General features: G+C 71.8%; 26 protein-coding genes. 14 read left to right on the top strand and 12 right to left on the bottom strand.

Translation table 11 applies throughout. From position 1 onward, the window contains the following. Nucleotides 1-60 precede the first annotated feature (60 nt). Both Afe05nite_RS27505 and Afe05nite_RS27500 read left to right on the top strand, forming a co-directional pair. Complete coding sequence (locus Afe05nite_RS27505; protein WP_203820124.1) at nt 61-1,005, top strand: LysR family transcriptional regulator; 945 nt, start codon at nt 61-63, stop codon at nt 1,003-1,005. A 110-nt stretch (nt 1,006-1,115) separates the two neighbouring features. Further along, entirely contained in the window at nt 1,116-1,856 is a 741-nt protein-coding gene (locus Afe05nite_RS27500; protein ID WP_203820123.1) for an SDR family oxidoreductase, read from the top strand. Between the two features lie 57 nt (nt 1,857-1,913). On the opposite strand, the gene Afe05nite_RS27495 is transcribed toward Afe05nite_RS27500, so the two are convergent. Both Afe05nite_RS27495 and Afe05nite_RS27490 read right to left on the bottom strand, forming a co-directional pair. Continuing rightward, entirely contained in the window at nt 1,914-2,513 is a 600-nt protein-coding gene (locus Afe05nite_RS27495; RefSeq protein ID WP_203820122.1) for a hypothetical protein, read from the bottom strand. Between the two features lie 44 nt (nt 2,514-2,557). After that, on the bottom strand, nt 2,558-3,475 hold the full coding sequence (locus tag Afe05nite_RS27490) for a discoidin domain-containing protein (protein WP_203820121.1): 918 nt from the start codon (nt 3,473-3,475) through the stop codon (nt 2,558-2,560). A 211-nt stretch (nt 3,476-3,686) separates the two neighbouring features. Between Afe05nite_RS27490 and Afe05nite_RS27485 the strand changes: the two genes are divergently transcribed. Beyond that, complete coding sequence (locus Afe05nite_RS27485) at nt 3,687-4,316, top strand: TetR/AcrR family transcriptional regulator (RefSeq protein ID WP_203820120.1); 630 nt, start codon at nt 3,687-3,689, stop codon at nt 4,314-4,316. Between the two features lie 34 nt (nt 4,317-4,350). Here the strand turns inward: Afe05nite_RS27485 and Afe05nite_RS27480 are convergent, their stop codons facing one another. Further along, nucleotides 4,351-4,749 carry a hypothetical protein gene (locus Afe05nite_RS27480; protein WP_203820119.1) on the bottom strand — a complete coding sequence of 133 codons (399 nt, stop codon included), beginning with the start codon at nt 4,747-4,749 and terminating at the stop codon, nt 4,351-4,353. Beyond that, nucleotides 4,635-5,264, bottom strand: a complete 630-nt coding sequence (locus Afe05nite_RS27475; protein ID WP_203820118.1) for an RNA polymerase sigma factor — start codon at nt 5,262-5,264, stop codon at nt 4,635-4,637. The genes Afe05nite_RS27480 and Afe05nite_RS27475 overlap by 115 nt, the downstream gene beginning before the upstream one ends. A gap of 160 nt (nt 5,265-5,424) precedes the next feature. Between Afe05nite_RS27475 and Afe05nite_RS27470 the strand changes: the two genes are divergently transcribed. Continuing rightward, nucleotides 5,425-5,910: a nuclear transport factor 2 family protein gene (locus Afe05nite_RS27470; protein ID WP_203820117.1), complete on the top strand. Its 486-nt coding sequence runs from the start codon at nt 5,425-5,427 to the stop codon at nt 5,908-5,910. Between the two features lie 678 nt (nt 5,911-6,588). Beyond that, entirely contained in the window at nt 6,589-7,464 is an 876-nt protein-coding gene (locus Afe05nite_RS27465; protein ID WP_203820116.1) for an alpha/beta fold hydrolase, read from the top strand. A 63-nt stretch (nt 7,465-7,527) separates the two neighbouring features. Here Afe05nite_RS27465 and Afe05nite_RS27460 read toward each other — a convergent pair whose 3' ends face one another. Both Afe05nite_RS27460 and Afe05nite_RS27455 read right to left on the bottom strand, forming a co-directional pair. Further along, nucleotides 7,528-7,737: a hypothetical protein gene (locus Afe05nite_RS27460; protein ID WP_203820115.1), complete on the bottom strand. Its 210-nt coding sequence runs from the start codon at nt 7,735-7,737 to the stop codon at nt 7,528-7,530. A 74-nt stretch (nt 7,738-7,811) separates the two neighbouring features. Next, entirely contained in the window at nt 7,812-8,180 is a 369-nt protein-coding gene (locus Afe05nite_RS27455) for a DUF2255 family protein (protein ID WP_203820114.1), read from the bottom strand. 154 nt (nt 8,181-8,334) lie between these two features. Here Afe05nite_RS27455 and Afe05nite_RS27450 point away from each other — a divergent pair, with 154 nt between their 5' ends. Then, a complete protein-coding gene (locus tag Afe05nite_RS27450; RefSeq protein WP_203820113.1) occupies nt 8,335-8,811 on the top strand; it encodes a hypothetical protein in 477 nt (158 codons plus the stop codon). Between the two features lie 59 nt (nt 8,812-8,870). Here the strand turns inward: Afe05nite_RS27450 and Afe05nite_RS27445 are convergent, their stop codons facing one another. The 3 genes from Afe05nite_RS27445 to Afe05nite_RS27435 are packed head-to-tail and all read right to left on the bottom strand — an operon-like array spanning nt 8,871 to nt 14,520. Then, entirely contained in the window at nt 8,871-10,127 is a 1,257-nt protein-coding gene (locus tag Afe05nite_RS27445; protein ID WP_203820112.1) for a hypothetical protein, read from the bottom strand. An 8-nt stretch (nt 10,128-10,135) separates the two neighbouring features. After that, complete coding sequence (locus Afe05nite_RS27440; RefSeq protein ID WP_203820111.1) at nt 10,136-13,042, bottom strand: glycosyltransferase family 39 protein; 2,907 nt, start codon at nt 13,040-13,042, stop codon at nt 10,136-10,138. Further along, nucleotides 13,039-14,520: an oligosaccharide flippase family protein gene (locus Afe05nite_RS27435; protein WP_203820110.1), complete on the bottom strand. Its 1,482-nt coding sequence runs from the start codon at nt 14,518-14,520 to the stop codon at nt 13,039-13,041. Before Afe05nite_RS27435 ends, Afe05nite_RS27440 begins: the two co-directional genes overlap by 4 nt. Before the next feature lie 291 nt (nt 14,521-14,811). Between Afe05nite_RS27435 and Afe05nite_RS27430 the strand changes: the two genes are divergently transcribed. The 5 genes from Afe05nite_RS27430 (at nt 14,812) to Afe05nite_RS27410 (ending at nt 20,606) form a co-directional block, all read left to right on the top strand. Then, a complete protein-coding gene (locus tag Afe05nite_RS27430; protein WP_203820109.1) occupies nt 14,812-15,954 on the top strand; it encodes a glycosyltransferase family 4 protein in 1,143 nt (380 codons plus the stop codon). 512 nt (nt 15,955-16,466) lie between these two features. After that, nucleotides 16,467-18,380: a glycosyltransferase gene (locus Afe05nite_RS27425; RefSeq protein ID WP_203820108.1), complete on the top strand. Its 1,914-nt coding sequence runs from the start codon at nt 16,467-16,469 to the stop codon at nt 18,378-18,380. An 8-nt stretch (nt 18,381-18,388) separates the two neighbouring features. Further along, nucleotides 18,389-19,504, top strand: a complete 1,116-nt coding sequence (locus Afe05nite_RS27420) for a GHMP family kinase ATP-binding protein (RefSeq protein WP_203820107.1) — start codon at nt 18,389-18,391, stop codon at nt 19,502-19,504. Continuing rightward, entirely contained in the window at nt 19,501-20,088 is a 588-nt protein-coding gene (locus tag Afe05nite_RS27415; protein WP_203820106.1) for a D-sedoheptulose-7-phosphate isomerase, read from the top strand. Before Afe05nite_RS27420 ends, Afe05nite_RS27415 begins: the two co-directional genes overlap by 4 nt. Next, entirely contained in the window at nt 20,085-20,606 is a 522-nt protein-coding gene (locus tag Afe05nite_RS27410) for a D-glycero-alpha-D-manno-heptose-1,7-bisphosphate 7-phosphatase (protein WP_203820105.1), read from the top strand. The genes Afe05nite_RS27415 and Afe05nite_RS27410 overlap by 4 nt, the downstream gene beginning before the upstream one ends. Before the next feature lie 14 nt (nt 20,607-20,620). Here Afe05nite_RS27410 and manB read toward each other — a convergent pair whose 3' ends face one another. Further along, nucleotides 20,621-21,643 (bottom strand): mannose-1-phosphate guanylyltransferase, encoded by a 1,023-nt coding sequence (gene manB / locus Afe05nite_RS27405; RefSeq protein ID WP_203820104.1) that lies wholly within the window; start codon nt 21,641-21,643, stop codon nt 20,621-20,623. A gap of 66 nt (nt 21,644-21,709) precedes the next feature. Between manB and Afe05nite_RS27400 the strand changes: the two genes are divergently transcribed. Continuing rightward, on the top strand, nt 21,710-22,504 hold the full coding sequence (locus Afe05nite_RS27400) for a PIG-L deacetylase family protein (protein WP_203820103.1): 795 nt from the start codon (nt 21,710-21,712) through the stop codon (nt 22,502-22,504). Here the strand turns inward: Afe05nite_RS27400 and Afe05nite_RS27395 are convergent. Further along, nucleotides 22,474-23,568: a glycosyltransferase family 4 protein gene (locus Afe05nite_RS27395; protein WP_203820102.1), complete on the bottom strand. Its 1,095-nt coding sequence runs from the start codon at nt 23,566-23,568 to the stop codon at nt 22,474-22,476. The genes Afe05nite_RS27400 and Afe05nite_RS27395 overlap by 31 nt on opposite strands. Nucleotides 23,569-23,722: 154 nt before the next feature. On the opposite strand from Afe05nite_RS27395, the gene Afe05nite_RS27390 reads away from it, so the two are divergent. Next, nucleotides 23,723-24,775, top strand: a complete 1,053-nt coding sequence (locus Afe05nite_RS27390; protein ID WP_203820101.1) for a cellulose binding domain-containing protein — start codon at nt 23,723-23,725, stop codon at nt 24,773-24,775. 203 nt (nt 24,776-24,978) lie between these two features. Then, a complete protein-coding gene (locus Afe05nite_RS27385; protein WP_203820271.1) occupies nt 24,979-25,329 on the top strand; it encodes a hypothetical protein in 351 nt (116 codons plus the stop codon). Nucleotides 25,330-25,341: 12 nt separating this feature from the next. On the opposite strand, the gene Afe05nite_RS27380 is transcribed toward Afe05nite_RS27385, so the two are convergent. Continuing rightward, entirely contained in the window at nt 25,342-26,250 is a 909-nt protein-coding gene (locus Afe05nite_RS27380; RefSeq protein ID WP_203820100.1) for an ADP-ribosylglycohydrolase family protein, read from the bottom strand. Between the last annotated feature and the right edge of the window lie 43 nt (nt 26,251-26,293).

Genomic DNA, 26,293 nt, shown 5'->3' with positions numbered 1-26,293 from the left:
TAGCCACCTCGACGTGGTGAAGCCACAAGCCCACCTTGTGGCCGGTTACCATCCCTGCTTGTGGCTTTGAGCGCGCGGATGCCCGAGCTGGCATCGCTGGAGATCCTGCTCGCGGTCGCCCGGACGGGCAGTCTGAGCGCGGCCGGGCGCGACGTCGGGCTCACCCAGCAGGCGGTGTCGGCCCGGATGGCGAGCCTGGAGGCGCAGACCGGGGTGCGGCTGGCGGTGCGTACGACCCGGGGCGCCGAGCTGACGCCGGCCGGGGTCGTCGTCGCGCAGTGGGCGGATCGACTGCTGGGCGTGGCGCAGGAGGTCGACGCCGGCCTGGCGTCGTTGCGCGAGGACACCCGCAGCCGGATCCGGGTCAGCGCCAGCCTGACGGTCGCCGAGCAGCTGCTGCCGAGCTGGCTGGTCAGCGTGCAGGCGGACGCCCGGCGGCGCGGGGTCACCCCGATCCAGGTGGTCCTCGAGGCCACCAACAGCGAGCACGTGATCGCGCAGGTTTCGGCCGGTCACGCCGATCTGGGGTTCATCGAGGGCCCGAAGTCGCCGCCGGGTCTGCGCAGCCGGGTCGTCGCCCACGACGAGCTGGTGCTGGTGGTGCCGCCGGAGCACCGCTGGGCCCGCCGCCCGGCCGGGGTCGACGCCGCCGAGCTGTGCGAGACACCGCTGGTCACCCGTGAGGTCGGCTCGGGCACCCGGGAGTTCCTGGATGCCGCGTTACGCCGGGTCCTCGGCGCGGCTGCGCGCCCGGCCCCGGCCGCGCTCGAGCTGTCCACCACCGCGGCGGTTCGCGCGGCCGTCCTGGCCGGTGCCGGACCCGCCGTGATCAGCCGGCTGGCCGTCACCGACGACCTGCGGGCCGGCCGACTGCGGCACGTCCCGGTGGCCGGCCTGGCCCTGCGCCGGGACCTGCGAGCCGTGTGGACCGGCGGCCGGGTGCCGCCGGCCGGTGGCGTGCGGGATCTGCTGGCGCACATCGGTACCCGCCCCGACCCCGGCTGACCTCGGCCGGGAAGTAGTCAAACAATCGCTTGACTTGTCGGCGGTCCCGACGTAATTTAAATCAAGCGTTTGATTTGTTGTGGAGACGCGACATCCGAGAGGGGAACGTCATGGGGCAGCTGGACGGCAAGACGGCGCTGGTGACCGGCGGCACGAGTGGGATCGGACTGGCCACCGCGCACCGGTTCGCCGCCGAGGGCGCGCACGTGTTCATCACCGGGCGCGATCAGCAACGCCTGGACAACGCGGTCAAGGCGGTGGGAAACGCCACCGGCGTCAAGAGCGACGTCAGCGACCTCGACGATCTGGACCGGCTCGCCGCCGCGATCCGGGACCACGGCAAGGGGCTCGACGCGGTCTTCGTCAACGCGGGTGTCGGCGAGTTCGCGACCCTCGACACGGTCGGGTGGCAGGACTACCAGAACACCTTCGACACCAACGTGGGCGGCGTGATCTTCACCGTGCAGAAGGTGCTGCCGATGCTCAACTCCGGCGCGGCGATCGTGCTGACCGGTTCCAGCTCGGCCGGCAACGGACAGCCCGCGTTCGGTCTCTACGCCGCCAGCAAGGCCGCGATCCGCTCGCTCGGCCGCACCTGGGCGGGCGAACTGGTCGGCCGCGGCGTCCGGGTCAACACGATCGTTCCCGGCCCCACCGAGACGCCCGGTCTCGGCGGCCTCCTGCCGGACAACCCGCAGGCGCTGTTCGACCAGCTCGCCGACCGCATCCCGATGAAGCGGATCGGCCGGCCCGAGGAGATCGCCAGCGTGGCGCTGTTCCTGGTCTCCGAGCAGTCCAGCTTCATGACCGGCTCCGAGGTCTTCGTGGACGGCGGGGCCGAGCAGATCTGAGGACGCACGCTGCGTCCCGGGAACCGGCGTGGCCGATCCCCGGGACCGCGTCCGTGCTCAGTAGCCGATCTGGGTGGCAGCCACGTCGCGCAGCGCGGCGGCCGTGGTGGCGGTCAGATATTGGTCGCTCAGGCCGCGCGGCGACTCGCGGAAGAGGATGCCGTAGAGCGTCACCGCGTCCAGGTAGATCGCGGTGTCGTCGGGGTGCTTGCCGTCCGCGACGATCAGGTAGGACGTCCCGTTGGTGGCGATCAGCTTCTCGAACTCGTCGCTGATCGGGGCGACCACGTTGGGCGTGTCGAGGGCCGCCGACAGGGCGGCGTAATTGGTGTCGATCGCGGCGACGGCGGCCGCCCGGGTGGCGAACGGGGCCGGGTCACGCAGGGCCCAGTTCTTGAACAGCACCACCTTGCCGCCCGGTTTGAGGGTCCGGGCGAAGGCCGGCGCGTACGTGCCGAGCAGTGCCGACGTGGCCGCGGCCGGGTTGGTGGCGACGAGCGTGCTGTACTCCTGGAGCACGATGTAGTCGTACCTGGTGGCCCCGCTCAGCGCCGCGGTCACCTCGCCGGCGTCGTAGGTCTGCTGCAGCGTGTTGCCGAAGTGGATGACCTCGGTGGTGCGCACCGTCCGCCCGGCCGCCGACGCCAGCGTCCGCACCAGGCTCGGGGTGTCCTGGCCGGTCGCGGTGGTGGCGGTGCCGATCAGACTGTTGCCGATGTAGAGGACGTCGAGCGCGGGCGGGGCAACCGCCGTGGCGGAGACGGTGAAGTGGATCGTCGCGGGCGCTCCGGCCTTCGAGCCGCCGCATCGGCCGCGGAGTACGCCTGAACGGTCAATGTGTAGGTGTCCGGGGTGGCCAGCAGCGGACAGTCCACATAGTCGTTGCAGAGAAAATAGGGCGCGGTGTTCTCCGTACGCGAAAGGGTGGTGCCTTTTGCTCCGGTGAGCTGGAACGTCACGCTGCCGGCGGCGACCCCGGCCGCGAGCGTGGCCCGCAGGCTGAGGTTGCGGCCGGCCAGCCTGGTGAGGTCGACCACCGAGCCGTCGACGAGCGGGCTCAAGCCCAGGATCGGCTGGTGGGTGAGGTCGTTGACGAGCGCCAGCGCGCCGATGCCGGCCTTCGCGGGAGTCGGGCCGGCGGCGCCGTAGACCCGCAGTTCCCAGAACGAATATCCGTACGCGGTCAGCGCTCGCGTGGTGAGCAGGACCTTCACGTAGCGGGCGGTGCCGGTGACAGTGACGTCCGGCCGGCCGCCGACGCCGGCGGTGGTCGAGTAGGCGGTGCTGTAACTGACGCCGTCGGTCGAGAGCTGAATGCTGAACGCCTTGGCGTAGGCCGCTTCCCAGTCGATGGCGACGTGGCCGACCGCGGCCGGGGCGCCGAGGTCGACCTGGAACCACTGGGATGCCGTGAAGGCACTGGACCAGCGGGTGCCGGTGTTGCCGTCGACGGCCGCGGCGGCCGGCACGGCGGAGCTTTCGGTGGACGAGGCGGTGACCGGTCGGCCGGCGGACAGCAGCGTCTCGGCGGCGTTCGCGTGGGGGGCGGCGAGCAGCACGAGGGCACTGATCAGCGTGCTGGCGGCGAGGGCGGACACCCCTCGGCGGGGGAATCTCATGGTGGCTCCGGCGGGGGAGAGGGGGACGAGGCGGAGAAAGCGCTCTCTGAGCTCAGGCTGCTTCGCTGCCTCTGGCCGTGTCAATACCAGCGGTTAGCCCGAGAAAGCGCTTCCCGTGCTCGCCTGGTCACCGGCGGTTTCGGAACGGTGAACAGAATGAACGAAACGCCGCTGGATTGACATAAAATCAAACAGTTGTTTTACTTCTTTGATGGCGGAACGAGCGGATCTGCGGCGGGAGGCGGGCCAGCGCACGCGTGGTGGGCTGCTCACCGCGACGCTGGAGTTGCTGGCTCGCAAGGGGCCGGAAGGGCTCTCGCTGCGCGAGGTCACGGAGAAGGCCGGGGCCAACGTGGCGGCCGTCAGCTACCACTTCGGCTCGCTGAAGGCGTTGCGCGACGCGGCCGTCGAAACCGCGCTGGAACGCTATCTCGACGCCCAGCTCGAGGCGCTCGCCCGACTGACTCCCGACTCGACGCTGACCGAGCTTGCCGTGGGGTTCGCCCGGCCGATGATGCAGGCTCTGGCCGCCGGCGGCACCGAGCTGGCCATCATCCGGACCGTCGCCCGGATCGGCATCGACCCACCGGCCGGGTGGGGCCGGCTGACCGGCAAATTCGAACAGACCCGCACGGACGCGCTCCGCGTGCTGACGGCCCGGCTGCCGGGCATCGACGAACAAGAGCTGATTTTTCGTACGCGGTGCATCGCCGGCCTGCTGAACTGGCTCGCCCTGGCCCCGATCGGCGCCGAGCTGGCCGCCGAGCCCGCCGAGCGGATCGAGCACCGGCTGGTCCCGATCCTGGCCGGCGCCCTGGCGGGACAAGCCGCCCCGGTCTGAGGCGGCGAGCCCGCCTCATCAGCGGTCGCCGCGGTCAGGCCGCCGGGTCCTGCTGGTAGGCCAGGCGCAAGCGCTGGGTGCGGCCTTCTCGCAGGGTGTGCAGCCAGACCAGCGCGGGCGGGCAGTGCTCGGGCTGGTCCGGCGGGTTGATGAAGTCGGTCTCCCAGACGATCAGGTCGCGGCCGACGGTGACCGCACGCAGTCGCAGCCGGACGCCGGCGCCGTAGGTGTAGTCGACCATCGTGTGCAGGAAGGTGGAGTCGCTGGTGAGGGAGCCGCTCAGGGTCAGCGACGTGTCGGGCCGGAAGCGTTCCCGGATCAGGCCGGCGAACCCGTCGTCGCGGCTGGCCCGGATGTGCTCCTCGGCCTCGGTCCGGGCGGCTTCGGTCCGGGCGCGGGAATCCTCGAAGGCCGCCGGGGAGGACTCGCGCAAGGCGCGCTCAAGAGCCGCCGCCCGTCGCGCAGGCGGCTGCGGACGGTGTCGGCGGGCACGGCGCACAGCTCGGCGATCTGGGCGTACGAGGAATGCGCGGTGAAGTAGCGCAGCACGGTGACCTCCCGTACCGGTTCGGGCAACGTGTCGACCGCGGTGCGGACCCAGTCCCGCGTGGCCGCCCGGTCGAGGGCCTCCTCGGGGCCGGGTGCGGTGTCCGCGGGCAGCATCGGCTCGAGATCGGCGATCGGTACGTCGCGGCGTGCCCGCAGCACCATCCGGCAGTTGTTGCGCACGATCGACCGCAGCCACGGCCCGGCCGCCGCCGGATCCTGGAGCTGTGAGATCTTACGCAGAGCGATGAGCACGGCGTCCTGGACAGCGTCCGCGGCCTCTTCGCCGTAGCCGAGGACGGCAATGGCCACGGCCCGCATGCCGGCCAGATTCTCGTTCACCAGTAATGCGAAGGCGTCTTGGTCGCCACCCCGCGCAGCGCGGGCGATCTCGGTGCGCACCCTCCGAACGTACGCGGCGTTTTTCGGGGGTGGCTACTGAATGTGACTTGTCCTTGCTCGCCCCCGGACAACCGCGTGGAGACCGGGGCCTTGCTCGGCGAAGGCGCCCGTCAACGTTTCGTCGGCGTTGTGTCGGCGCCGGGGCGGTCGAATCGGTCTCATGACCGACACGATCGACACCTCCTCGACCCTCGCCGACCGGGCCGCCATCGCGGACACCCTCCACCGCTACACCGCTGGTCTGGACCTCGACGACGCCGAACTGCTGGCCTCGTCGCTCACCGCGGACGCGGTCGTCGACCTCGGCCCGGCGATGCGGCGGATCGGCTACGACTTCCCGCCGCTGACCCCACGGGAGACCGTGGTCGAAGCCCTGATCGGCGCGGTGGGGCCGCTGGACACCAGCCACGCCATCAGCAACATCCGGTACGACATCGCCGGCGACACCGCCACCGTGCACGCCTACGCCCAGGCCAATCACTTCAAGCCGGGAACCGGCTCGGACCCGGCGGTCACCCGGCACGCCCTGATGATGAACCGCTACACCGCCACGATGGTCCGCGACGGCGAGCAGTGGCGCATCCGCCACCTGGACATCGCCAACGCCTGGTTCGAGGGTGACCCCCTCATGCTGCTCGGTCAGTGACTCACCGCCGTCGCCCGCCGGCCGTGGTGAACGACCATCGGCAGGTTCGCGTCGACCTCCGCGGTGCTGCCCCAGCTGAGCCGGTAGGCGCGATTGTTCGCCAGCTCGGGACGAGGCTCGCTGGGTCCGGCGGGCCTCGTCCGCGGTGAGCGGGGCGACCCGGCCGACCGACTGGCCCGGTTCGGAGCAGGCGTACTGCGCTTTGCCGGCGAAGACCGCGTTGGTCTCGTCCGGGGGACGGACGCGGTAGCCGCGCGCCGGCACGGGCGTACAAGCGTTGGGCGCGTAGCTGACGGTGATCAGCGCGTACGCCCGGCTCCCCGGCGTCAGCCGCACCGGGTGGATGGTGGCGGTGGCCCGGAGGTCGCGAGTGCGGCATTCCACCGGCCGGGCGGCCGAAGTGGACCCCGACGAGTTCGCCCCGGACCGGTTCGCGGGCGAGCCGGTGCCGGCGCACGCGGTCAGCGAGAGCAGAGTGCCGAGTGGACCGATGCTCCCGACGGGCTCCGTCCTGAGCGTCGGCATGGTGAACGAAGGGCCGACGGACGGCGATCCGCGAAGTTCATCGCCGAGGCCCAGGAGGCATATGACGCGGATCACCGGGTAGGTCACGCACTTCGCCGGGTCGTGGTGCATCTCGTCGCCGAACCAGCAGCGACGAGAACGGAGCACCCCATCATGGGAACCCTGCGACAAGGTGAGCAGTTCATCGAAGTCAACGGCATCAAACTGCATTGTCACGTACGGGGTGACGGCCCCGTTCTGCTTCTTCCCTCGCCGGGCTGGGGCCCCGCCGTCGACTACCTGATGCCGCAGCCCGCCTTGGAGAGGCACTGCACCGTGGTGTACTTCGACGCGCGGCACAGCGGTAAGTCGTCCGGTCCGGAGAACGCCGAGGGCTATACGCTCGAGCACTTCGTGGCTGACCTCGAGGCCCTGCGCGTCCACCTGGACGTGCCGAAGGTCTTCGTCGCCGGGCACTCGGGCGGCGGCCACCAGGCGCTGGCCTACGGCCTTGCACATGGCGACCACCTGCTCGGGATCATCGCCGTCGACGCGATCGCGGCGGCCGACGAGGTCCGCGACCGCGAGATGATGAAAATGATCGACAAGCGCCGCTCGGAGCCCTTCTACCGGGCGCACCCGACATACGTCGACGACGCCATGGCGGCGATGACCGGCGCGGCCGGTCCCCTGACCATCGAACAGATCCTGGCGAAGACCGGCGCCTTCTATTTCCACGACCCCGAGCTGGCGGCGGCCGGCCTGGCGAACCTGGAGTTCGACGACGCGGTCCTCGAGTACAGCCGGATGGCCGGCTTCCAGAGCAGGAACCTCCTCGCGGAGTTGCCCCGCATCACCGCGCCGACACTGATCATCGTCGGGGACGACGACTTCCAGTGCGACCCGGTGTCGCAGGCGGCGCGGATGCACGCCGCGATGCCGTCCTCCACCCTGGAGGTCATCGCGGACGCCGGCCACTTCCCGTGGGTCGAGCAGCCCGAGGCGTTCGACGCCGTCTGCGACAAGTGGTTCGGGACGCTGGACGCCTAGGAGAACTTCACCCCGGTCCTCTTCCCGCGACGCCCGACCGCGCGGAAGAGGACCGGGCGTTCATCAGTCCAGCAGGCGCGGCGGCCCGGCGGGCACGGTGCTGGGCACCGGATCCCACGAGATCGTCCCGTCCGCCGCGGGGCGCACCCGGCCGAAGGGCTGATCGCCGAAGCACAGCAGCCGTTCGGCGCCGGCGAACTGCCGGTTCCTCGGGGCCGCTGTCCGCTCCGCCAGGGAGAGCGCACGGTGGCTGAACGACCCGGCCCAGCCCACGTGGTCGGGGTGCGGAGGGGTGAGCGCGAGCCATGGCGCCGCCGCCTTCCCCAGCCGGTTCGGGCGCCCGCCGGCTAGGCCGGGCTCAGCCGCAGGGTGGTGCCGGCGGCCGCGTCGGTGACCATCGAGGCGGCGCCGGCGTGGCCGTACTTGGCCTGGTAGGCGGCGTCGACGTCGGCGCGCTCGGGGCCGGCGCCGAGGTCCTCGACGGTGACCGCGGCGTCGAGGCCGGGGACTTCGATGTGGGCTCGGCCGGCCGCGACGGCGCGCCCGAACCAGCCGGTGCCGCGCCGGTACCAGGTACGGACGTACACCTGGTCGGCGACGCGGACCACCCAGATCGGCACCGGGTCGGGCCGGGATCCGTCGGTGCGCTCGACCGCGATGCGCAGCTCGTGGGCCGCGTCGATCCGGTCCAGGGCGTCCGCCGGCCAGGTCAGCACGGCACCGCGATCGGCTGTTCGCTCATCTGCCGATCATGTGCCGGCCCGGACCCGTGGACCAACACCGCCCGGGTGTCCGGCGATACTTTTCCGGTCCCGATCGGGCGCTACCGTGGGCGGCGGCCCCCGCCGTACAGGAAAGGTTGTTTTGATCATGGGTTGGAACACCTCGGTGCTCTTCCGTCAGGGCGTCACGGCCGACGAGGCGGTGGACGACCTCGCCATCACCGAGTTCAGCGGCGAACTCGTCGAAGCCGGCCAGGCCACCGGCGCTCTCAAGCCCGAGGCCCTCTACGCTGCCGATCCGGGTGGCTGGGCGCAGGTCTGGAACCCGATGATGGACCTGGTCATGGGCTGGGAACCGACCGATCCCGGCACCGCCCTGGTGGTCTTCTTCAGCAGCGCCTCCAGCACGTACGGTTTCACGCTGTTCACCGACGGTGAACGCATCCGGCACTACGTCTACGCCGACGGGGTGGCGGTGGAGGACGAGGGGACGCCGCTGCCGGCCGAGGCCGAGGTGCCGGTGCCGTCCTGGGGTCCGGACGAGGACTTCCTCTGGTCGATCATCACGGCGGTCACCGGTCTTCGGTACGACGCGCAGCTGCGGTACCGGGTTTACCCGGTGTGATCGCTGCTACCCAGGTTCCTAGGACGCTTTACGGGGTGTGGTGTTCGCTGTCGCGGGACCTATCGGGTCCCGGCAGCGGCGCGGATGTGTTCGGCGTACGTGTCGAGGCTCAACGGACCCCGCCACAGCTGCTCGTCGTGAGCGAGGTTGAACACGTCGAACCGGCAGTCGACAGCCTGGCGTAGCGCGACGGCCAGCATGCCGCGGTCGGACGGGTCGGCATAGTGGGCGCCCTTCGCCACCCCGTCGCCGTAGCCGGGGTTCTCGCCGCCTTTGGCGAAGCCGTACTCGTCGGCCAGGCGGCTCTGCCAGCGGGCCGCGGACCAGCCATCGGCCCGGTGGTCGGTCACCGGGACGTCGCGGTCGGCGGGCCGGCACCCGTCGTCACCACCCGAACCGTCGGCGAGCGACGACACGTACGACATGAGGCGCGGCGTGCCCGCCAGCGACGCGTAGTAGCGATGCCACGCCCCGCCGATCCCGAGCAGCCCGTCCGGAAGGAACTGCGCCACGGCCTCGGCGTAGGCGTCCGGCCGGACTCCGGAGCCGGGGGTGATGGCCTGATAGGTGCCGGTGAACCGCATCGCCTCGAACCGGGCGATCTGCCATCGGGTGACGTCGGCGAGGGCGTTGACGTACCAGTCCGCCCACGCCCCGACCCGGGCGGTGGTGACGTCCCGGTCGCCGGGCCGCCAGCCCGGCACGGGGTTGGGAGGGAGGCCGGCCGCCATCGTCGGGCCGTTCTGCGCGGCGGTGCTGAAGGCGGCGTACGACCCGGCCGTGTTGTAGAGCATCTCGGCGTTGCCGCCGGAGGTGAGGCGGATGTGGGCGAAGTCGCGGATGCCGAGATCCGCGTCGATCCGGCGGAAATAGCCGGCGGCCGCGTCCCGTACCGGCTGGCTGAAGACCATGTCGATGCCGGCCAGCCGGTTGCCGTGCTGGTCGACGGCGACGGCGTCGGGCAGGTCGCGGACCCAGGCGGGGTGGTGGTGCAGGCCCAGCGCCAGGGTGAGCTGTTGCCCGGCCGCCCGGAACGTGCGCATACGCTGCTTGATCATTGACACGTACGACGCCGAGAAGGCGCCGGGGGACGGTTCGTAGGCACCCCAGTCCAGTTCGAGCGTGGCACCCCGGACGCCCGCCGCGTTCTCGGCGGCCGCCGCCGAGGCGTGCGAACCGAGCGTGCCGAAGACCAGGCCGGGCGGCGCGGTCCCGGACCGCCCGCCGCACGCGCCGGCGGTCAGCAGCACCAAGGTCAGCAGCACCAAGGTCAGCAGCTGTCCGGTCAGCGCGGCGGCGGTACGGGCGGGGGACATCGGCAAGCTCACCGATTGGCAACGCGCAACGCCGCGTACGGGTTGTCCCCGCCGGTGTTTCCGTCAAGCGCGGCGGCCAGGTGGTGCAGAGACGCCCGCTGGGTCGCGGTCAGTCCGGGGGTCGAGGCCAGCACATCGTCGACGTCCTCGTGGTCGAGAATCCGTACGGCGGCGGCGAGCAGTCCGACCGGGCCGTCGCCGGTGCGGTCGTGCAGCAGTACGAGGTTCGGCGAGGCCGGCCCGGCCGCACGTGTCCGTTGCAAGAGCGAGGCGACCGCCGACATCTGCCCGGCGGACAGCGCCGCGCCGTCGCCGGACCGCAGGGCGAGGAATCCGATGCCGACGCTCTCGGCCGCCGCCTGCTCCTCGTCATCGGACATGGTGGAGTCGTCCCGGCCGTTGACGGCGATGATGGCCCGGACGCCGTAGTCGTCGTGCAACCGGACGAGGTCCGCTTCCGCGGGCTGACCGGTGCGCACCACATCCGGGGCCACCGCCGCGGCGTACGGCAACGCCGGCCGGGTGGACGGCTCCTCGTGCAGGACGCCGCTGGCCCGCACGCCGACCGCGGTGGCGAGCAGCAGGACGAGCGCACCTACCCGGGTCCGGGCGGCGCGCCGGGACACCGGGCGCAATTCGCCCAGCGCCGGGGAGCCGCCGGGGCTCGGTGGTGCGGCCGAGCTCGGTGGTTCGGCCGAGCTCGGTGGTTCGGGCGGCGGGGGTGGGCCGGTGGACGTGCGGCGGCGGGTGTAGAGCAGCGCGCCGACCAGGAAGACGCCGACCGCACCGAGGAGGGTCCAGAGGAACGGTTCCACGGTCGTCGGTTGGGCCGGTTCGGTCTCGACCGGCAGTGCGGGCGGGACCACCGCCCGCCTGGCCTCCGCCGGTGGCATGACCAGACCGGCGTCGAGCAGCGCGCGGCCGATCGGCGCCAGCCGCACCGGGCCGCCGCCGGCGTCCTGTTCGAGCACCCCGCCGGCGAACGCCTGCCGGGTCCGCCCGTCCGGCATCACGGTGGCCGGGCCGAGCGGCCGGCCCAGCAGGGTGCCGGCCCCGCCGCGGTACGCCTCGGCGATCGCCCCGGTCAGCCCGGCTTCCGGCCGGCCGGCGCCGGTGAGCGGAGGCAGCCCGGCCCGCCGGTAGCCGGCCGGGTCGTGCCGGGCCAGCGCGGCGACCAGTGGTTCGGCGGTCACCGCGGGTTTTCCGGTGGAGTCCGGGCCGCTGCTGAGCACGACTCCGGCGAACACCTGACGGCCGGGGCCGGATCGCCAGCTGCCGGTCAGCGGCGCGCCGGCGACCGACCGGCCGCCGAGATCCTGCCAGGCGGTGGCGAAGGCGCCGTCAGGCCCGTCGACGACCGGGTGTCCGGCGCACCGCGAGCCCTCGGTGACGACGAAGTCGCCGCCGGGCAGCCGCTCCACCCCGCCGCTGTCGTACGGGCCGAGGCCCACCTGCCACAGTTCCAGCCCACGGTAGGTGGCGCTCGGGTACGCCGCCAGCCGCGTCCCGTGTCCACGGATCCACGACGCGAGCTGCGGGCTGGAGTTGCCGAACCGCATGCCGGCGTCCTTGTCGCTCACCAGGAACAGCGTGACGCCGTGACTGAGCGCGCCCGGCCCGGTGGCGTACCCGGTGATCGGTCGTCCGGGCAGCAGCTGCTCGAAGCGTTCGGTGTCCCCGGTCGCGTTGAGCGCGGCGCACGCCGGCAGGTTCGCCTCGACGTAGGCGACCAGCCGGGCGAGGCCGTCGTTGCGGGTGGTGTAGAAGCGGGCCCAGCTGGTGGTGCCGAGAACGAGCACCACGCCGAGCAGCAGCCAGGCGACCCCGGCCGGCCACCGGGCGGCGACGAGGAACCGGCCGGTCAGCAGCACGGTGGCGACCAGCGCGGCGGGCAGGACGTAGACGAAGAACTGCTCGTTGAGCGTGCCGAGCAGCACCGTGTAGGCACCGAAGGCGTAGCTGGTGAGCAGCCAGGCGAGCAGCCACCGGGCGGACGGGCCGAGGCGGCGCAACAGCAGCCACGCCGTGGCCACCGCGCCGAGCGCCAGCACCACATAGGACGCCGCGTACTGGTTCACCTGCTCGGCGAGGCCGCTGACGAACGACACCCCGGGGCGGTTCCAGCCAGTGATCTGCACGACGCCGAGCAGCCGCAACAGGGTGACCGATTTGATCTCGACGAAGCTGGTGAACACCCCCAGTTCCACCGCCCAGAGCACGAAGACGCACCACAGGGCCAGCGCGGCGGCCAGGGCGGCGAGGCACTGGCGTACGAACCGGCGGTCGCGGCCGAGCAGGGCGTACACCAGCGGGGTGAGCAGCATGAAGACGCCCACCTCGTTGGTCAGCAGCGCCAGCCCGCCGGCCAGCCCGACCACCGGCACGAACCAGCGGGAGCGCCGCGCGTGCAGTGCCATCGCCAGGTGCAGGGTGACCAGGCAGGTGAACAGCGCGAACGGCTCGATCATGGCCATCCGCCCGAAGCGCAGGAGCACCGGGTCGGCCGCCGCGAGCACCGCGGTCACCGCGGTCAGCAGGACCCGGGTGCCGGGCCGGACCCGATCCGCCAGCCGATAGGCGAGCATCGCGATGAGGACGACGTTGACCACACTCACCAGCGCCGCCAGCAGCCGGGTGCCGGTGATGACGTCGATCAGCGGGTCGGCCTGGCTGCCGAGGACGCGCAGCCAGCCCGCCTGGACGAGGAAGGACAGCGGCGTGTGCACCAGCAGCGGGCGGTTGGTCCAGGTCAGCGACCAGTTCTGGGCCACGGCCTGGTCGGCCCGGCTGTAGACGACCTCGTCGTACTGGGTGTCGGGACTGCGGTCGAGGTTCCACAGCAGGAAGACGGCCGCGACGCATCCGCACCCGAGGAGGAGCAGGGCGATCCGGCGGGTCACCGGCAGACGGCTCATGACGGGAGCACCCGCCGGCGCGGCCGCAGCCGCCGGAGCGCGGTCAGAGCGCGTTCGATGTCCTGGTCGCGCAGCAGTCGCAGCCGGATCGCGCCGACCGCGTACACGGCGAGGCCGGCGGCGATGGCGAGGAGCGCGACGGGTTCCGGGGCCCGCTCGGCGACGACCAGCAGAGCCGTCAACGGAAGCAGCGCCAGCACGTACCGGGCCGCGGTTCGCATGTCCACCCATCGTGGACGGTAGCGACGGGCGTAGAGCCGGGCGAGGGCGGCGGCGCCGGTCCACGTCCCGGCGCAGAAGGCGACGGCCGCGCCGATGATGCCCCATCGGGGCACCAGCAGGGTCAACGCGACGACCTCGACGAGCAGGGCGGCGGGGACCCACCGGGCCACCGCCCGTACCTCCCGGGCGTTGAGGGTCTTGAGGAGCATGTCCATGGCGATCAGGCCGAGCGCGCCGACGGTCAGCACCCGCATCACGGTGGCGGCCTGGGCGTAGTGGGCGGGAAACAGCAGCCGCAGCGCCGGGCCGGGCGCGACGATCAGGACGAGTTGCAGCGGCACCAGCGCCAGCGGCACCCAGCGGAACGCGGCCCGGAACCACCCGTCGACCTCGTGGTCGGAGCGGGCCCCGGCGACGAACGGGAAGATCGCGTTGCTCAGCGCGTCGCCGACGAAGTACGGGGCTCGGGCGAGCACCGAGGCCGCCTGATAAAGGGCCACGGCCGAAGCGGTGACGCCGTGGCCCTGCCCGAGCACGCTCAGCGCGATGACGTCGACCGCCAGCATGACGCCGAACGCCGAACTGGCCGTTCCCATCGAGACGGCGCGACGGCTGGTCGCGCGCCAGGCGACCGGGCCGCGACCGGGCCGCCGGTCTCGTAGGGCGCGCACCCCGATCGCCGCCGACAGGACCGCGCCGATCAGGAAACTCGCCGCCACCCCGCCGACGCCCTGGTGCAGAAGGCCGACCAGGACCACGGCGACGACGACCTTGATGGCGATCTCCGAGATCTGCATGACGCCGTAGCCGTCGAAACGCCGTTCACCCTGCAGGCCGCCGCCGAGTGCGCTGGTCACCGACAGCACCAGGATCATGACGGTGACACACCCGACAGTCAGCGCGGACGCCGCCGGGATCACCGCCCGGCCGGCCTGCGCGGCCACGAAGGCCGTTGCCAGGACCAGACCGATCGCCGCGTTGCCCAGGAACGCCGCCCGGTAGGTCGCCGCGACGACCGCTGGGTCGTCGTCCCTCGCGATGATCGCGGCCAGCGCCCAGGGAAAGCCCGCGGCCATGATCATCGCGGCCAGGAACTGCACGTTCTGCAGCACACTGACGGCACCGAAGTCCGCCGGGGTGAGCAGCCAGGCGAGGGCGACGCCGAATCCGTAGTTGAGCACCGCGCCGAGTCCGAAGCGCAGGATGAGGACCACGCCGCCGCCGGCGGCGCTGCGCCGCCCGGTGAGATTCATCATGGTCGGTGGACCGGCTGCCGGGCGCGCCGGCGGTTCGTAGTCATTGGTTCCGCGACCTCCGTGTTCCGGTGACGCCGACGCCGAGGCCTGGTGCGGGAGGCCGGGAACGCGACCCGCGGAGCCGACGGTGTGCCCCTGCCGGGCGTCGGGCGTGCGATGACTGGGTAGAACGCTTGTTCACCGGAGACAGTCGCGCGACCGAGAATCCCGCCGGGTCACTCTGGTAGGAAGGCGGGACGATCCATTCCGCGGTCGCGGGACCCAGGTTACCGCTCGAGGAGCTGACCGGACATGCCGACATCCCCCATCGACACCTCGACCCGGCGGCGACGGGAACACCTCGCCGTCGACGGGCGGGTCCTGTCCGACGAATACCACGGCATCGGGCGCATGGCCGAGATGCTGCTGCGGGGCCTCGCCGGCACCACCGAGTTCGACGTCACCGTGTTCGTGCGCCAGGATCAGAGCTCCCGGCGCTTCGCCCTCGACGACCTCATCGAGGGGCAGGGACACCGGCGCGCGGTCTTCGATCTGCCGCTCACCTCGTCGTGGCAATGGGTCCGCTGGCCGGGCGCCCTGCGCCGGGCCGGTGCCACGGTCACCCTCTCGCCCTACAGCCTGGGCGGCCCGGTGGTGGGTGGCGGTCGCAAGTGCACTTTCGTGCACGACTGCATCATGGAGACCGACGCGCGTTTCGCCCCGGACCGGCGAACCAGGTCGCTCTACATGCTGCAGACCGCGCTGATGGCCCGCACCAACCGGGTGTTCACCCGCAGCGCCGCTTCGGCCCGGGACATCGAGCGCTTCTACCGGGTGCCGGTCGAGCCGTGGCAGGTGGTTCCGGGCGGGGTGGACGAGGACTTCGCGGCGGGCGCCGAGCCGGTGCCGCGGATCGGTGCGCAGGTCCTGCCCGCGACGTACGTCCTGCAGGTGGGCGCCCGGCGACCGCACAAGAACGTGGCCGCGCTGGTCCGGATGCTCGCGCACCTGCCGGCGGAATACCACCTAGTGCTGGTCGGCACCATCGACGGGCGGTTCCCGGATCCGGTGCCGCGGTTGGCCGAGGAACTCGGCGTGACCGGCCGGATCGTGCACCTGCCGCGGGTCAGTGAGGCGGAACTGCACAGCCTGTACGCCGGTGCCTCGGTGTTCGCCTATCCGTCCCTGATCGAGGGTCTCGGCCTGCCGCTGCTCGAGGCGATGGCGGCCGGCCTGCCGGTGGTGGCCAGCGACATCCCGGTGTTCCGGGAGATCGCGGCGGACGCCGCCGTGCTGATCCCGCACGAGGAGCCGCGGGAGTGGGCCGAGGCGGTCCTGAGCCTGCGGTCCTCACCGCTGCGGGCCGAACTGATCGCCGCGGGCCGGGCGCAAGTGAAGAAGAACACATGGGACGTCACGGTGGCCCGGTTGCTGACGGCGCTGCGGCAAATGTGAAAGCGACTCGTTGTCGGTGCACTCAGCGACGGTGAAGCGACACCTACCCGAAACAATTCTGGTCTCGATTTGTCACCGGCGCGTTCATATTGGCCAATTCTTGGTTCGCGCCTGACATATACGGCGCCGCTGTGCGGTTCAAACCCACCGAACGGTTATTGGCGACTCTCTATCTGCGGAAGCGTCCATTTAGGACAAGACGCCAGCTCGCAAAACGGATCAACCTCGCGTAACGGGCGTCATAATTGGTTCAAAAACGACATAGCAGACTTCAGGTCTTCGTCGGACGATCTGGCTGGACCGCCCTTCCCCGGAACGTGCCGAGTCCCTAACATCGGTCCCGGCGACATTCGCGCAATTCCCGTTCGACGCGACCGGTGGTCCGATCCACCGCCGGGCGTACCCGGTGTTCCCGTCTTGGTAGGGCGGGCCACCCTGTCCCGAATAACAACTTTCAAGGCCCAATAAAAGTCACGTACGTCAATGCGTCAGCTTCTCTACCGTTTGTCGACATGGGGACCATCGTGTATCAGAATGCGCAGCGATCCGCGCCCGGCGTGCGTCCCGACCACCATCCCGGCGAGAGCCCGGCCCTCGTCCCGTCAGAGTCCACCCCGATCGCGGTGATCGTGCCGACCCGGCACGAGGCGGACAGCGTGCGGCCGCTGTACGACAACCTGAGTGCCGCCCTGAGGGGGTACGACTGGCAGTTGGTGTTCGTCGACGACTCCGACGACGACACCGTCGACCGGCTGGCCGAACTCGCCGACCACGACCCCCGCGTGAGCGTTCTCCACCGGCCGCCGGGCCGGCGCGAGGGCGGCCTCGGCGGCGCCGTGCTCGCGGGCTTCGCGGCCACCCCGGCCGAGGTGCTGGTGGTGATGGACGCCGACGGCCAGCACCCGGCGGAGGTGGTACCGGGCCTGGCGCGGATGGTGCGGTCCGGGGCCGCCGACCTCGCGGTCGCCACCCGTTACCGGGGGCGCGGATCGGCGGCCGGGCTGCACGGCCGGTTCCGGCAGCAGGCCTCCCAGGCGTGCCGCCGGCTCGTGCACGCGCTGCTGCCGCGCACCCGCCGGTCCACCGATCCGCTCAGTGGCTTCTTCGCCGTCCGGCGGGCGGTGGTGGACGGGGTCGCGCTGCGCCCGATCGGTTACAAGATCCTTCTCGAGATCCTCGTGCACGGCCGGTGGTCGAGCCTCGGCGAGGCCGAGTACACGTTCCGCCCGCGTCTGCAGGGCGACTCCAAGTCGGGGCTGGCGGAGGGCCGGCGGTTCCTTCGTCACGTCCGAGCCCTGCGCCACGGACGTCCCGCCCCGGCGCCGATCGCCGGTCCACTCCGGATATTGATCTTCACCTCGGAGGTGGCCCCGGTGGTGAGCGGGATCGCCACGTCGATGGGCAACCTCAGCCGCAGCCTCACCGCGGCCGGCCACCACGTCGACGTGGTGAGCCGGGCCGACTTCCCGCACTTCATCCGGCGTGAGTTCCGGTTCTCCGGCTTCGCCCTGTCGTGGCCGGGGTTCCGCAAGCGGCTGGACAACTACGACGTGGTGAACGTGCACGGGCCGGTGCCCACCATGAGCGACGCCTTCCTGCTGCTCGCCGCGAGCCGGCGGCGGCGCCCGGCAGTGGTCTACACGCACCACAGCGATCTGGCCATTCCCGGCCTGCACGGCGCCTGCGTGGTCTACAACCGGGTGCACCGGCACATCGCTCGGCTCGCCGACGCCGTCCTGGTCAGCTCCCTGGAATATCAGGCCCGGATGCGGACCCGGTCCGGGCCGCCCGTCGAGATCATTCCCTGGGGCGTGGACACCCGGCGGGTCCGGGCCCGCCCGCCCCGCCCGGCGGGCGCGCTCAGGGTGCTCTTCGTCGGCCAGTTGCGTCCCTACAAGGGCGCGCACGTGCTGCTCGACGCCGTCGACGACCTCTCCGGGGTGTCGGTGACGCTGATCGGCGACGGGCCGGAACGGCCCCGCCTCGAGGCCCGCGCCGCCGGCATCCCCGGCGCGCGCGTCCTCGGCCGGGTCGGCGACGAGGACCTGTGGCACGCCTACAGCACCCATGACGTGATCGTGCTGCCCAGCCTCACCACCGCCGAGGCGTACGGCCTGGTGCTCGGGGAGGGGATGGCGGCCGGCTGCGTGCCGGTGGCCAGCGACCTGCCCGGCGTCCGCGAGGTCGTCGGTGACAGCGGGCTGCTGGTCGCGCCGGGCGACGTGGAGGGCCTGCGCGACGCGCTCAAACGGCTCGCCACCGACGACGCCCTGCTGGGCCGGCTCGCCGCCGCCGGCCTCCCGCGTGGCCGGGAGATGTCGGTGGAGGCGGCGACCCGGCGACACGACGAAGTTTTCCGCACCGTGCTCGAGCGCGTCGGCACCCGGCGCGCCCCGGCCCTCGTCAACCGCACCACCCACTCTTAGGGAGTAACGTGCCGAGCCTTCTCATCACCGACCCGGGCGCCGGGGCCATCGGCCGGGCCGCCTCCGGCCATGCCCCGATCGAAGGCGACCCCCGCTCGCTGCGGCTGCGGGCCAAGGCTCCGCTGCGGGTGAGCTTCGCCGGCGGCGGCACCGACGTCGCGCCGTTCCCCGAGACCGAGGGCGGTGCCGTGCTCTCGGCGACCATCGCCCGCTACGCCTACGGCAGCCTGACGCCCCGGCCGGACGGCGAGATCACCGTCTCCTCCGAGGACCTCGGCGTGTCCCTGCAGTTCGGCGTCGACGATCACCTGACCCTCGACGGCGAGCTCGACCTGGCCAAGGCCGCCGCCTGCCATCTCGGTGAGCTGGCCGGCGGCGAACGCCACGGCTACGACCTGCGGATCCACAGCTCGGCGCCGCCCGGCTCCGGGCTCGGCTCCTCCTCCGCGGTGATGGTGGCCCTGGTCGGCCTGCTGCGCGACCGGTACGGACTGCAGATGGACGCCTACCAGGTGGCTCGCACCGCGCACCGGCTGGAGCGTTACGACCTCGGCATCCGCGGCGGTCAGCAGGACCACTACGCGGCGGCCTTCGGCGGCTTCAACTACATCGAGTTCCTCGGCGGCGACCACGTGGTCGTCAACCCGCTGCGGATCCGCGAGGACACCCTCGCCGAACTCGAGCACAATCTGCTGCTCTGCTTCACCGGCCGGACCCGGGCGTCCGACCACATCATCGCCGACCAGTCGGCCCGGCTGGCGAACGCGGAGGAGGAAACCGTCGGCGGGCTGCGGGCGCAGAAGGAGCTCGCCACCGCGATGAAGCACGCCCTGCTGCAGAACCGGCTGCACGACTTCGGCGGCCTGCTCGACGAGGCGTGGAACCAGAAGAAGCGGATCAGCCCGCGGATCACCACGCCGTACATCGACGAGGCCTACGCCGCCGCCCGTGCGGCCGGGGCCGTCGGCGGCAAGATCACCGGAGCGGGTGGCGGCGGATTCATGCTCGTCTACTGCGAATTCGACGCCAAGCGGCGGGTGGCCGCCGCACTTACCGAACTGGACATGACGGTGGAGGAGATCACCTTCGCTCCCACCGGCCTGAGCACCTGGAGCCCTCGATGAGCTACACCGCAGTCCTGCGCACCGCGATCGACGAGAGTGCCGAGACCAAGACCCGGGTGACCCGCGACGACGAGCTGATGCGGGTGCTCGACGACATCACCGCCGCGGTGGTGGACTGCACGGCGAACGGCCGGACGGTCTTCTTCTGCGGCAACGGCGGCTCCTCCACCGATGCCGAACACCTTTCGGCCGAGCTGCTCGGCCGATTCAAGTACGACCGGCCGTCGATGTCGTCGTACTGCCTGGCCAGCAACACCGCGGCGATGACCGCGATCGGGAACGACTACCACTACGACCTCACCTTCGCCCGCCAGCTGGCCGGGCTGGGCCGCAAGGGCGATCTGCTGGTCGGCCTGTCCACCAGCGGCAACTCCGCGAACGTCGTCCAGGCGGTGCTGCAGGCCGCCGAGATGGACATCACCACCGTCGCGTTCACCGGTGCCGACGGCGGAAAGCTCGCCGGGATCGCCGACTTCACCTTCCGGGCACCGTCCACCGAGACCGCCCGGGTCCAGGAGTGCCACATGGCGGTCGGGCACACCATCTGCGAAATCGTCGAGTCCACCATCCATCCGCGGTCGTGACGACGTGGTCCGCGGTCCTTCTGGACCGTGACGGCACCGTCAACGTCAAGGCCCCCGAGGGCGAGTACGTGGCCCACCCCGATCAGCTGACCCTGCTGCCCGGGGCGGGCCCGGCCGTCCGCCGGCTGCGGGCCGCCGGCATCCCGGTGTTCGTGGTGACCAACCAGCGCGGCGTGGCGCGGGGCGTGATGACCGCACGAGATCTCGAGGCGGTGCACGAGCGGTTCCGGCTCCTGCTGCGGGCGGCCGGCGCCGAGGTGGACGGAATCTACGCGTGCGTGCACGAGCGCGGCGCGTGCGAGTGCCGCAAACCGCTGCCGGGGCTGCTGCATCGGGTCGCCCGCGACCACCCGCACGTCGACCTGCGGCAGAGCGCGATGGTGGGTGATGCCGCCGGCGACGTCGCGGCGGGGGCGGCGGCCGGCTGCGTCACCGTCCGGCTCGCCGAGACGCCTGACCCGGCGGCCACCGTCACCGCCAGGTCACTGCCCGAGGCAGTGACCTGGCTGCTGCGGTGAGGCGACGACCGGGATCAGCCGGCCGTCGCGGTGGCGGCGAGCAGCCGGGCGCCGGGCCGCACCTCGGTCAGGTCGCCCAGCATCACCCCGTTGAGGACGGCGCCCGCACCGACCCGGGCGCCGCCCCCGACGACCGTGTCGGTCAGGCGGGCCCCGCGGCCGATCCGCGCGTTGTCGAAGATCACGCTCCGGTGCAACTGCGCACCGGCGGCGATCTCGGCGTTACGCCCCACCACCGTTCCGCCGCTGAGCTCGGCACCGTCGCCGATCTCGGCGCCGGCCAGCACCAGCCGCTCGCCCGGTGGGGCGTGCCCGGCCGCCGCCGGAGCGAGACCGGTCACCAGGTCGCAGTTGCCGCGGATGTAGGTGGCCGGGGTGCCGATGTCCAGCCAGTAGGCGTCGTCGTCGAGCAGGCTGAGAATCCGGCTGCCCGCGGCGATCAGCCGCGGGAACGTCTCGCGCTCCACACTGACCACCCGGCCCGGCGGGATCGAGAGGAGCGCGGGGCGGGAGAACACGTACGTCCCCGCGTTGATCTGGTCGGTGCTGGGGTGCCGGGTCTTCTCCTCGAACGCGAGCACCCGGCCGTCGGGGTCGGTGGTGACCACGCCGTACGCCGCCGGGTCGGGCACCCGCCGCAGGTGCAGGGTGACCTCGGCGCCGCCGTGCCGGTGCCGGTCCACCAACGCGGCCAGGTCCAGGCCGCCCAGCACATCGCCGTTGAGAATGATCACCGGCCCGTCCCCGCGCAGGTGCCCGGCGGCGTTGCGCAGGGCGCCGCCGGTGCCCAGCGGCTCGTCCTCCACCGCGTAGCTGAGCGCCAGGCCTAGCCCGGCGCCGTCGGCGAAGTGGTCGCGGAACATCGCCGCCCGGTAGGAGGTGGCCAGCACCACGTGCTCGACCCCGGCTTGCCGGGCACGCAGCAACTGATGGGTGATGAACGGTATTCCGGCGAGCGGAAGCATCGGTTTCGGAGTGGTGAGAGTCAGTGGTCGCAACCGTGTTCCCTGACCGCCGACGAGCAGAATAGCCTCCATTTATCGATAGTTGCACCTGGATGTTTCGGGAACAAATACAAAGGACAGTGAACGATGAACGGGACAATGCCCGAAACAGTACGGGAAGCGCTGACAGCCGGCGATCCGATCGTGTTCGTCTCGCCCCATCTGGACGACGCGGTGCTGTCCTGCGGCGCGTTGCTGAAGGTCCTCGCGGACGCCTGCCCCGTCGTCGTCGCCACGGTGTTCACCGCCGCCGACGAACCCCCGCACACCTATGCGGCCCGCGGCTTCCTCCGCGAATGCGCCGCCGGCGACGCCTCGGCGCTGTTCGACGCGCGCCGGCAGGAGGACCTCGAGGTGCTTGCCGAAATCGGCGTAGGTGCCCTTCACCTGGGGTTTCCCGACGCGTTGTTCCGCCGCCGCCGGATGTCCGGCGCGGTGGGCGCCGTCGCCGGCCGGATGCTGCCGGAGTTGGCCCACCGCTATCCGACCTACCGCTACGACATCGCGCGGGGCCGGGTGGCGCGCGGCGACCGTCCGATGATCGCCGCCGTCGGGGCCGCGGTGGCGGCGGCGGTCGCGGACACCGGCGCGCGGCTGGTGTTCTGCCCCCTCGGCACCGGCCGGCACGTCGACCATCTCATCGCCCGCGGCACCGGTGCCCAGTTCGGCCGCCGAACCGTCTATTTCTCCGATTTTCCCTACGACCAGTCGGCCGCCGCCGATTCGATCTTTCTGTCCCGGCACGGGCTCGAGCCGTGGCGGTGGAATCAATCGATCGCCGACAAAGAACGACTTATCCACGGCTATCGCACTCAGGTGGCCGGTCTTTTCCCGGATCTTGTCGTGCCGCGCTCACCGGAGACCTACTGGGTGGCCGGCCGGCGCCGGCCGTGACGAAGTGCCGTCTCGATGACGGCGCCGTACCGGTCGCCGACGACCTCCCAGTCGTGCTCCAGGCTTCGTGCGTGTCCGCGCCGTCCCAGCGTCCGGCGCAGTGTCGCGTCGTTGGCCACCCGGTGCATCCCGCGGGCGAGCGCGGCGACGTCGAACGCCGGCACCGGGATCGCGCAGTCGTCACCGATCCAGCGCAACTGCGGCAGGTCGAAATACACCACCGGCTTGCCGTACGCCATCGCCTCCAGCGCGGAGAGGCTGAACGTCTCGTAACGGGACGGCACGACCATCGCCGCGCAGGAGCTGATCAGCCGCTCCTTCTCGGCCCCGCTCACCCGCCCGGCCAGCACCACCTCCGCGCCCAGGCCCCGGGTCAGCCGGCGCAACTTGTCCTCCTCGGCGGCCACTCCCGACCCGGCGACGACCAGCGGCATGCCGGGTGGCAGCTGGCGGACCGCCGCCAGCAACAGGTCCAGGCCCTTCTGGCGTACGTCGATCCGGCCGAGATAGAGCAGGTGCCCGCCCCCGCCGAAGTCGTCGTCGGTGAGCGCCGGGCGGTGCACGCCGTTGGGAATCACCTCGCACGTCGCCGGGCGCGCGTAGCGCGAGATCAGTATTCGGTCCGCGTCGTTGAGCAGGATGAAGTGCCGGTAGAGTCGCAGGGCCCGGCGCTCGACGAGATGGAACGGCACCCGGTAGCGGCGCGCCATGTCGGCGCCGCTGAGCATCTGCGCGAGAGCGACGACGGGTCGCCGGGACAACGCGGGCAGCAGGCTCGCCGACACCGGCGGGGTCAACGTCTCCACCCACACCGCATGCCGTCCGACCGCCGCCACCAGGGGCAGCAGGAGCTGGAAGAGGATCTGCCCGCCGCGCGGCCCCGCCCACCCCACCGGCAGGTGCACGTACCGGACGCCGTCCCGTGAGCCAGACCGGCTGCCCCGGTACGAGGCCGTGTAGACGACCACGTCGCGGTCGCGGGCGAGCCTCTTGGCGACCTCGTGGACGACGATCGGGCCGCCACCGTTGTAATGCGGATTGCCCACACTGTCGAAGATGGACATCGCCACGGTGTACCGGCGGATCTGCGAACCAGGGGCGGGACGGCCCGGAGTAGTCGTCGAACCGGTCATGGGAAGCATCATCCATGCACATGGTGACGGTTACGCTACGGGACACGGGTTGACATTCGTCTATGTGATGTCGGACGGTCGTAGGATGCACACACACCGCTTCCGTGCATTTCTGGCCGTCCTGCTCGCCACCGGCGCACTGTTCCTGCTCGCCGGTCGGGCCACGGCGGCAGCGCTGCCCTCCGCGCCCGCCAATCTGCACGTCACAGCCATCACCCCGACCTCGGTGACCCTCGCGTGGACCGCTTCCACCGGCGATCCCGTCGACTACTCGGTCAGCTACTTCCCCGCCTTCGGCGACATCGGCTACGGCCAGCGCGTCGGCAACGTCACCACCGCCACCGTCACCGGCGGCATCGGCCCCACCAGTCAGATCCAGTTCAACGTCTATGCCATCGACGCCAACGGCTACTCCTCGCCCTCGAGCAACACTCTCGTCGTGGTCACCCCGGCGAACACCACCGGCGACATGACCGCGCCGACCGCCCCCGGCAACCTCACCCTGACCGGGGTCAGCTCGGCCGGCGCGCAGCTGACCTGGACCGCGTCCACCGACGACGTGGGGCTGACCGGCTACAACGTCTACCTGTTCGACGGCTGGTTCGTGTCCCGCTATCTCGGCACCGCGACCGGCACCTCGTTCACCGCGCCGATCCTGAACACCCAGACCGGCATGATCCGCTACTACGTGCGGGCCCGGGACGCGGCCGGCAACCTGTCGATCGCCTCCAACCAGGTGTCCACCACCGCCACCCCGCCGACCACCCCGCCGCCCACCACCCCGCCGCCCACCACCCCGCCCCCGACGCCGCCGGCCACCCAGTGCAAGGTCGCCTACAAGACGACGAGCGACTGGCCGGGTGGTTTCGTGGCCGAGGTGAAGCTGACCAACACCGCGGCCACGGCGGTCGACGGCTGGTCCCTCGCCGTGACCCTGGGCGGCGACCAGCGGGTGACGTCGTCGTGGGGGGCCAAGTGGGCCCAGGCCGGCCCGACGGCAACGTTGACCGCCGAGACCTGGAACGCGAAGATCCAGCCCGGGGCCAGCGTCTCGCTCGGCCTGATCGGCACGTACGCGAACAGCAACGCGCCGGCCACCACCGCCGCGCTGAACGGGGCGGCCTGCACCCTCGCCTGATCCGCCGGGGCGTCCCTCGATCGGGGGACGCCCCGGCGTTCTGACGTCTTGGCTTCGAAGCCTGCTCAAGGCGGTGCGGGCACTTCTGCCGATACCGACGAGACCGAACCGCCGCATGTCATGGAGGCGCCGGGGGCGGCGGCCGCGTCGCGTACGGTGGCTGGGTGCCGAGCGAGCGAATCAGCCCCGACGCGGGATGCATGGTGACGGTGTGCCGGGACTGCTGCTGCGGCAATGTGGCCAAGCAACCCGGCGTGGATCACGACGGGCAGCTGCGGCGGTTGCGGGCGGCGCTGCCCGCGCCGCACCGGGTCCGCACCAGTCTGTGCCTGGACGTGTGCGAGCAGGCCAACGTCGTCGTGGTGCAGCCCAGCCCGGCCGCGCGCCGGGCGGGGGCCCGGCCGGCCTGGTTCGGTCTGGTCGGTGACCCGGCCGTCGTCGACGACCTCACCGGCTGGGTCGGCGCGGGTGGTCCCGGAGTGGCGGAACTGCCGGCCATCCTGGAGCTGTCGCTGATCCCCGCACCCGGCGACCCCGACCGGGTGGCGGGCTGAGCCTCGCGTCGCTCAGTTCCCGGTGGCCGGGCCGGCCCAGGCCGGGAGCGGCTCGCGGGCGCTGAGCCAGGACGCGGGAATGCCGCCGGTGCCGGTGCCGGTGAAGGTCGCGACGATGCCACCCACGATGGCGGCGGTGGTATCGACGTCACCCCCGGCCTCGATGCAGGCCCGGATCGCCGCCGGGTAGTCGTGCAGGAAGGTGGCTGCCACCCACAGCGTGAAGGGAACGGTGTCCGGCGCCAGCGCCCGGGCACCGTTGCCCAGCTCGTAGGCTGCTTCGGCGACACCGGCCCCGAGCAGGCCGACAGCGCTGCGGAGACCGGCGCTGACCCGGCTGTCGACGAGCTGCTCGAGCACCGCCCACAGCAGTGCCTCCGGGTCGGGCCGCTGGTCGAGTCGGCGGGCGTGCCCGGCTTCGGCCGCGGCCACCGCCACGGCCACCGCTGCGAGCACGGCCTCGGGGTGGGCGTGGGTCACTTCGGCCGACCGCATCGCGGCCAGGGCGGCGGCGGGGGAGTCGCCGGCGTGGAAGGCGCCCAGGGGTGCCACCCGCATGGCGGCGCCGTTGCCCATCGAACCCTGGCCGTCGAAGGCCGAGCGGGCCACCTGCCGCCAGTCGGCTCCGTCCCGGATCTGCCGCAGGATGACGATCGCGCCCGCGCCGTAGCCGCGGTACGGCTCGTAGCGCTGCGCGAAGGCTGCCGCCAGGCGGTCGGAGTCGATGTCGCCCCGGGATCGCAGCTCGCTGACGATGGAACAGGCCATCTCGGTGTCATCGGTCCAGGGCCACGGTGCCTGCGGCGGGCGGCCGGCGACCAACTCGGGGTAGGAGGTGCCCGGGACGAAGAACTGGGCGCCGAGCGCGTCACCCACCGACAGCCCGTCCAGGCTGTCGCGGCAAAGTTCCGATGGAGTCATGAGGTCACCACTATGTCAGCGCGCGTCCACGACAATCGGCGGC

It is taken from the genome of Paractinoplanes ferrugineus (assembly GCF_016862195.1).
GTDB lineage: Bacteria > Actinomycetota > Actinomycetes > Mycobacteriales > Micromonosporaceae > Actinoplanes > Actinoplanes ferrugineus.
Note: the sequence above shows the minus strand (reverse complement) of the source record. Positions and strands in the feature narration are given on the sequence as shown.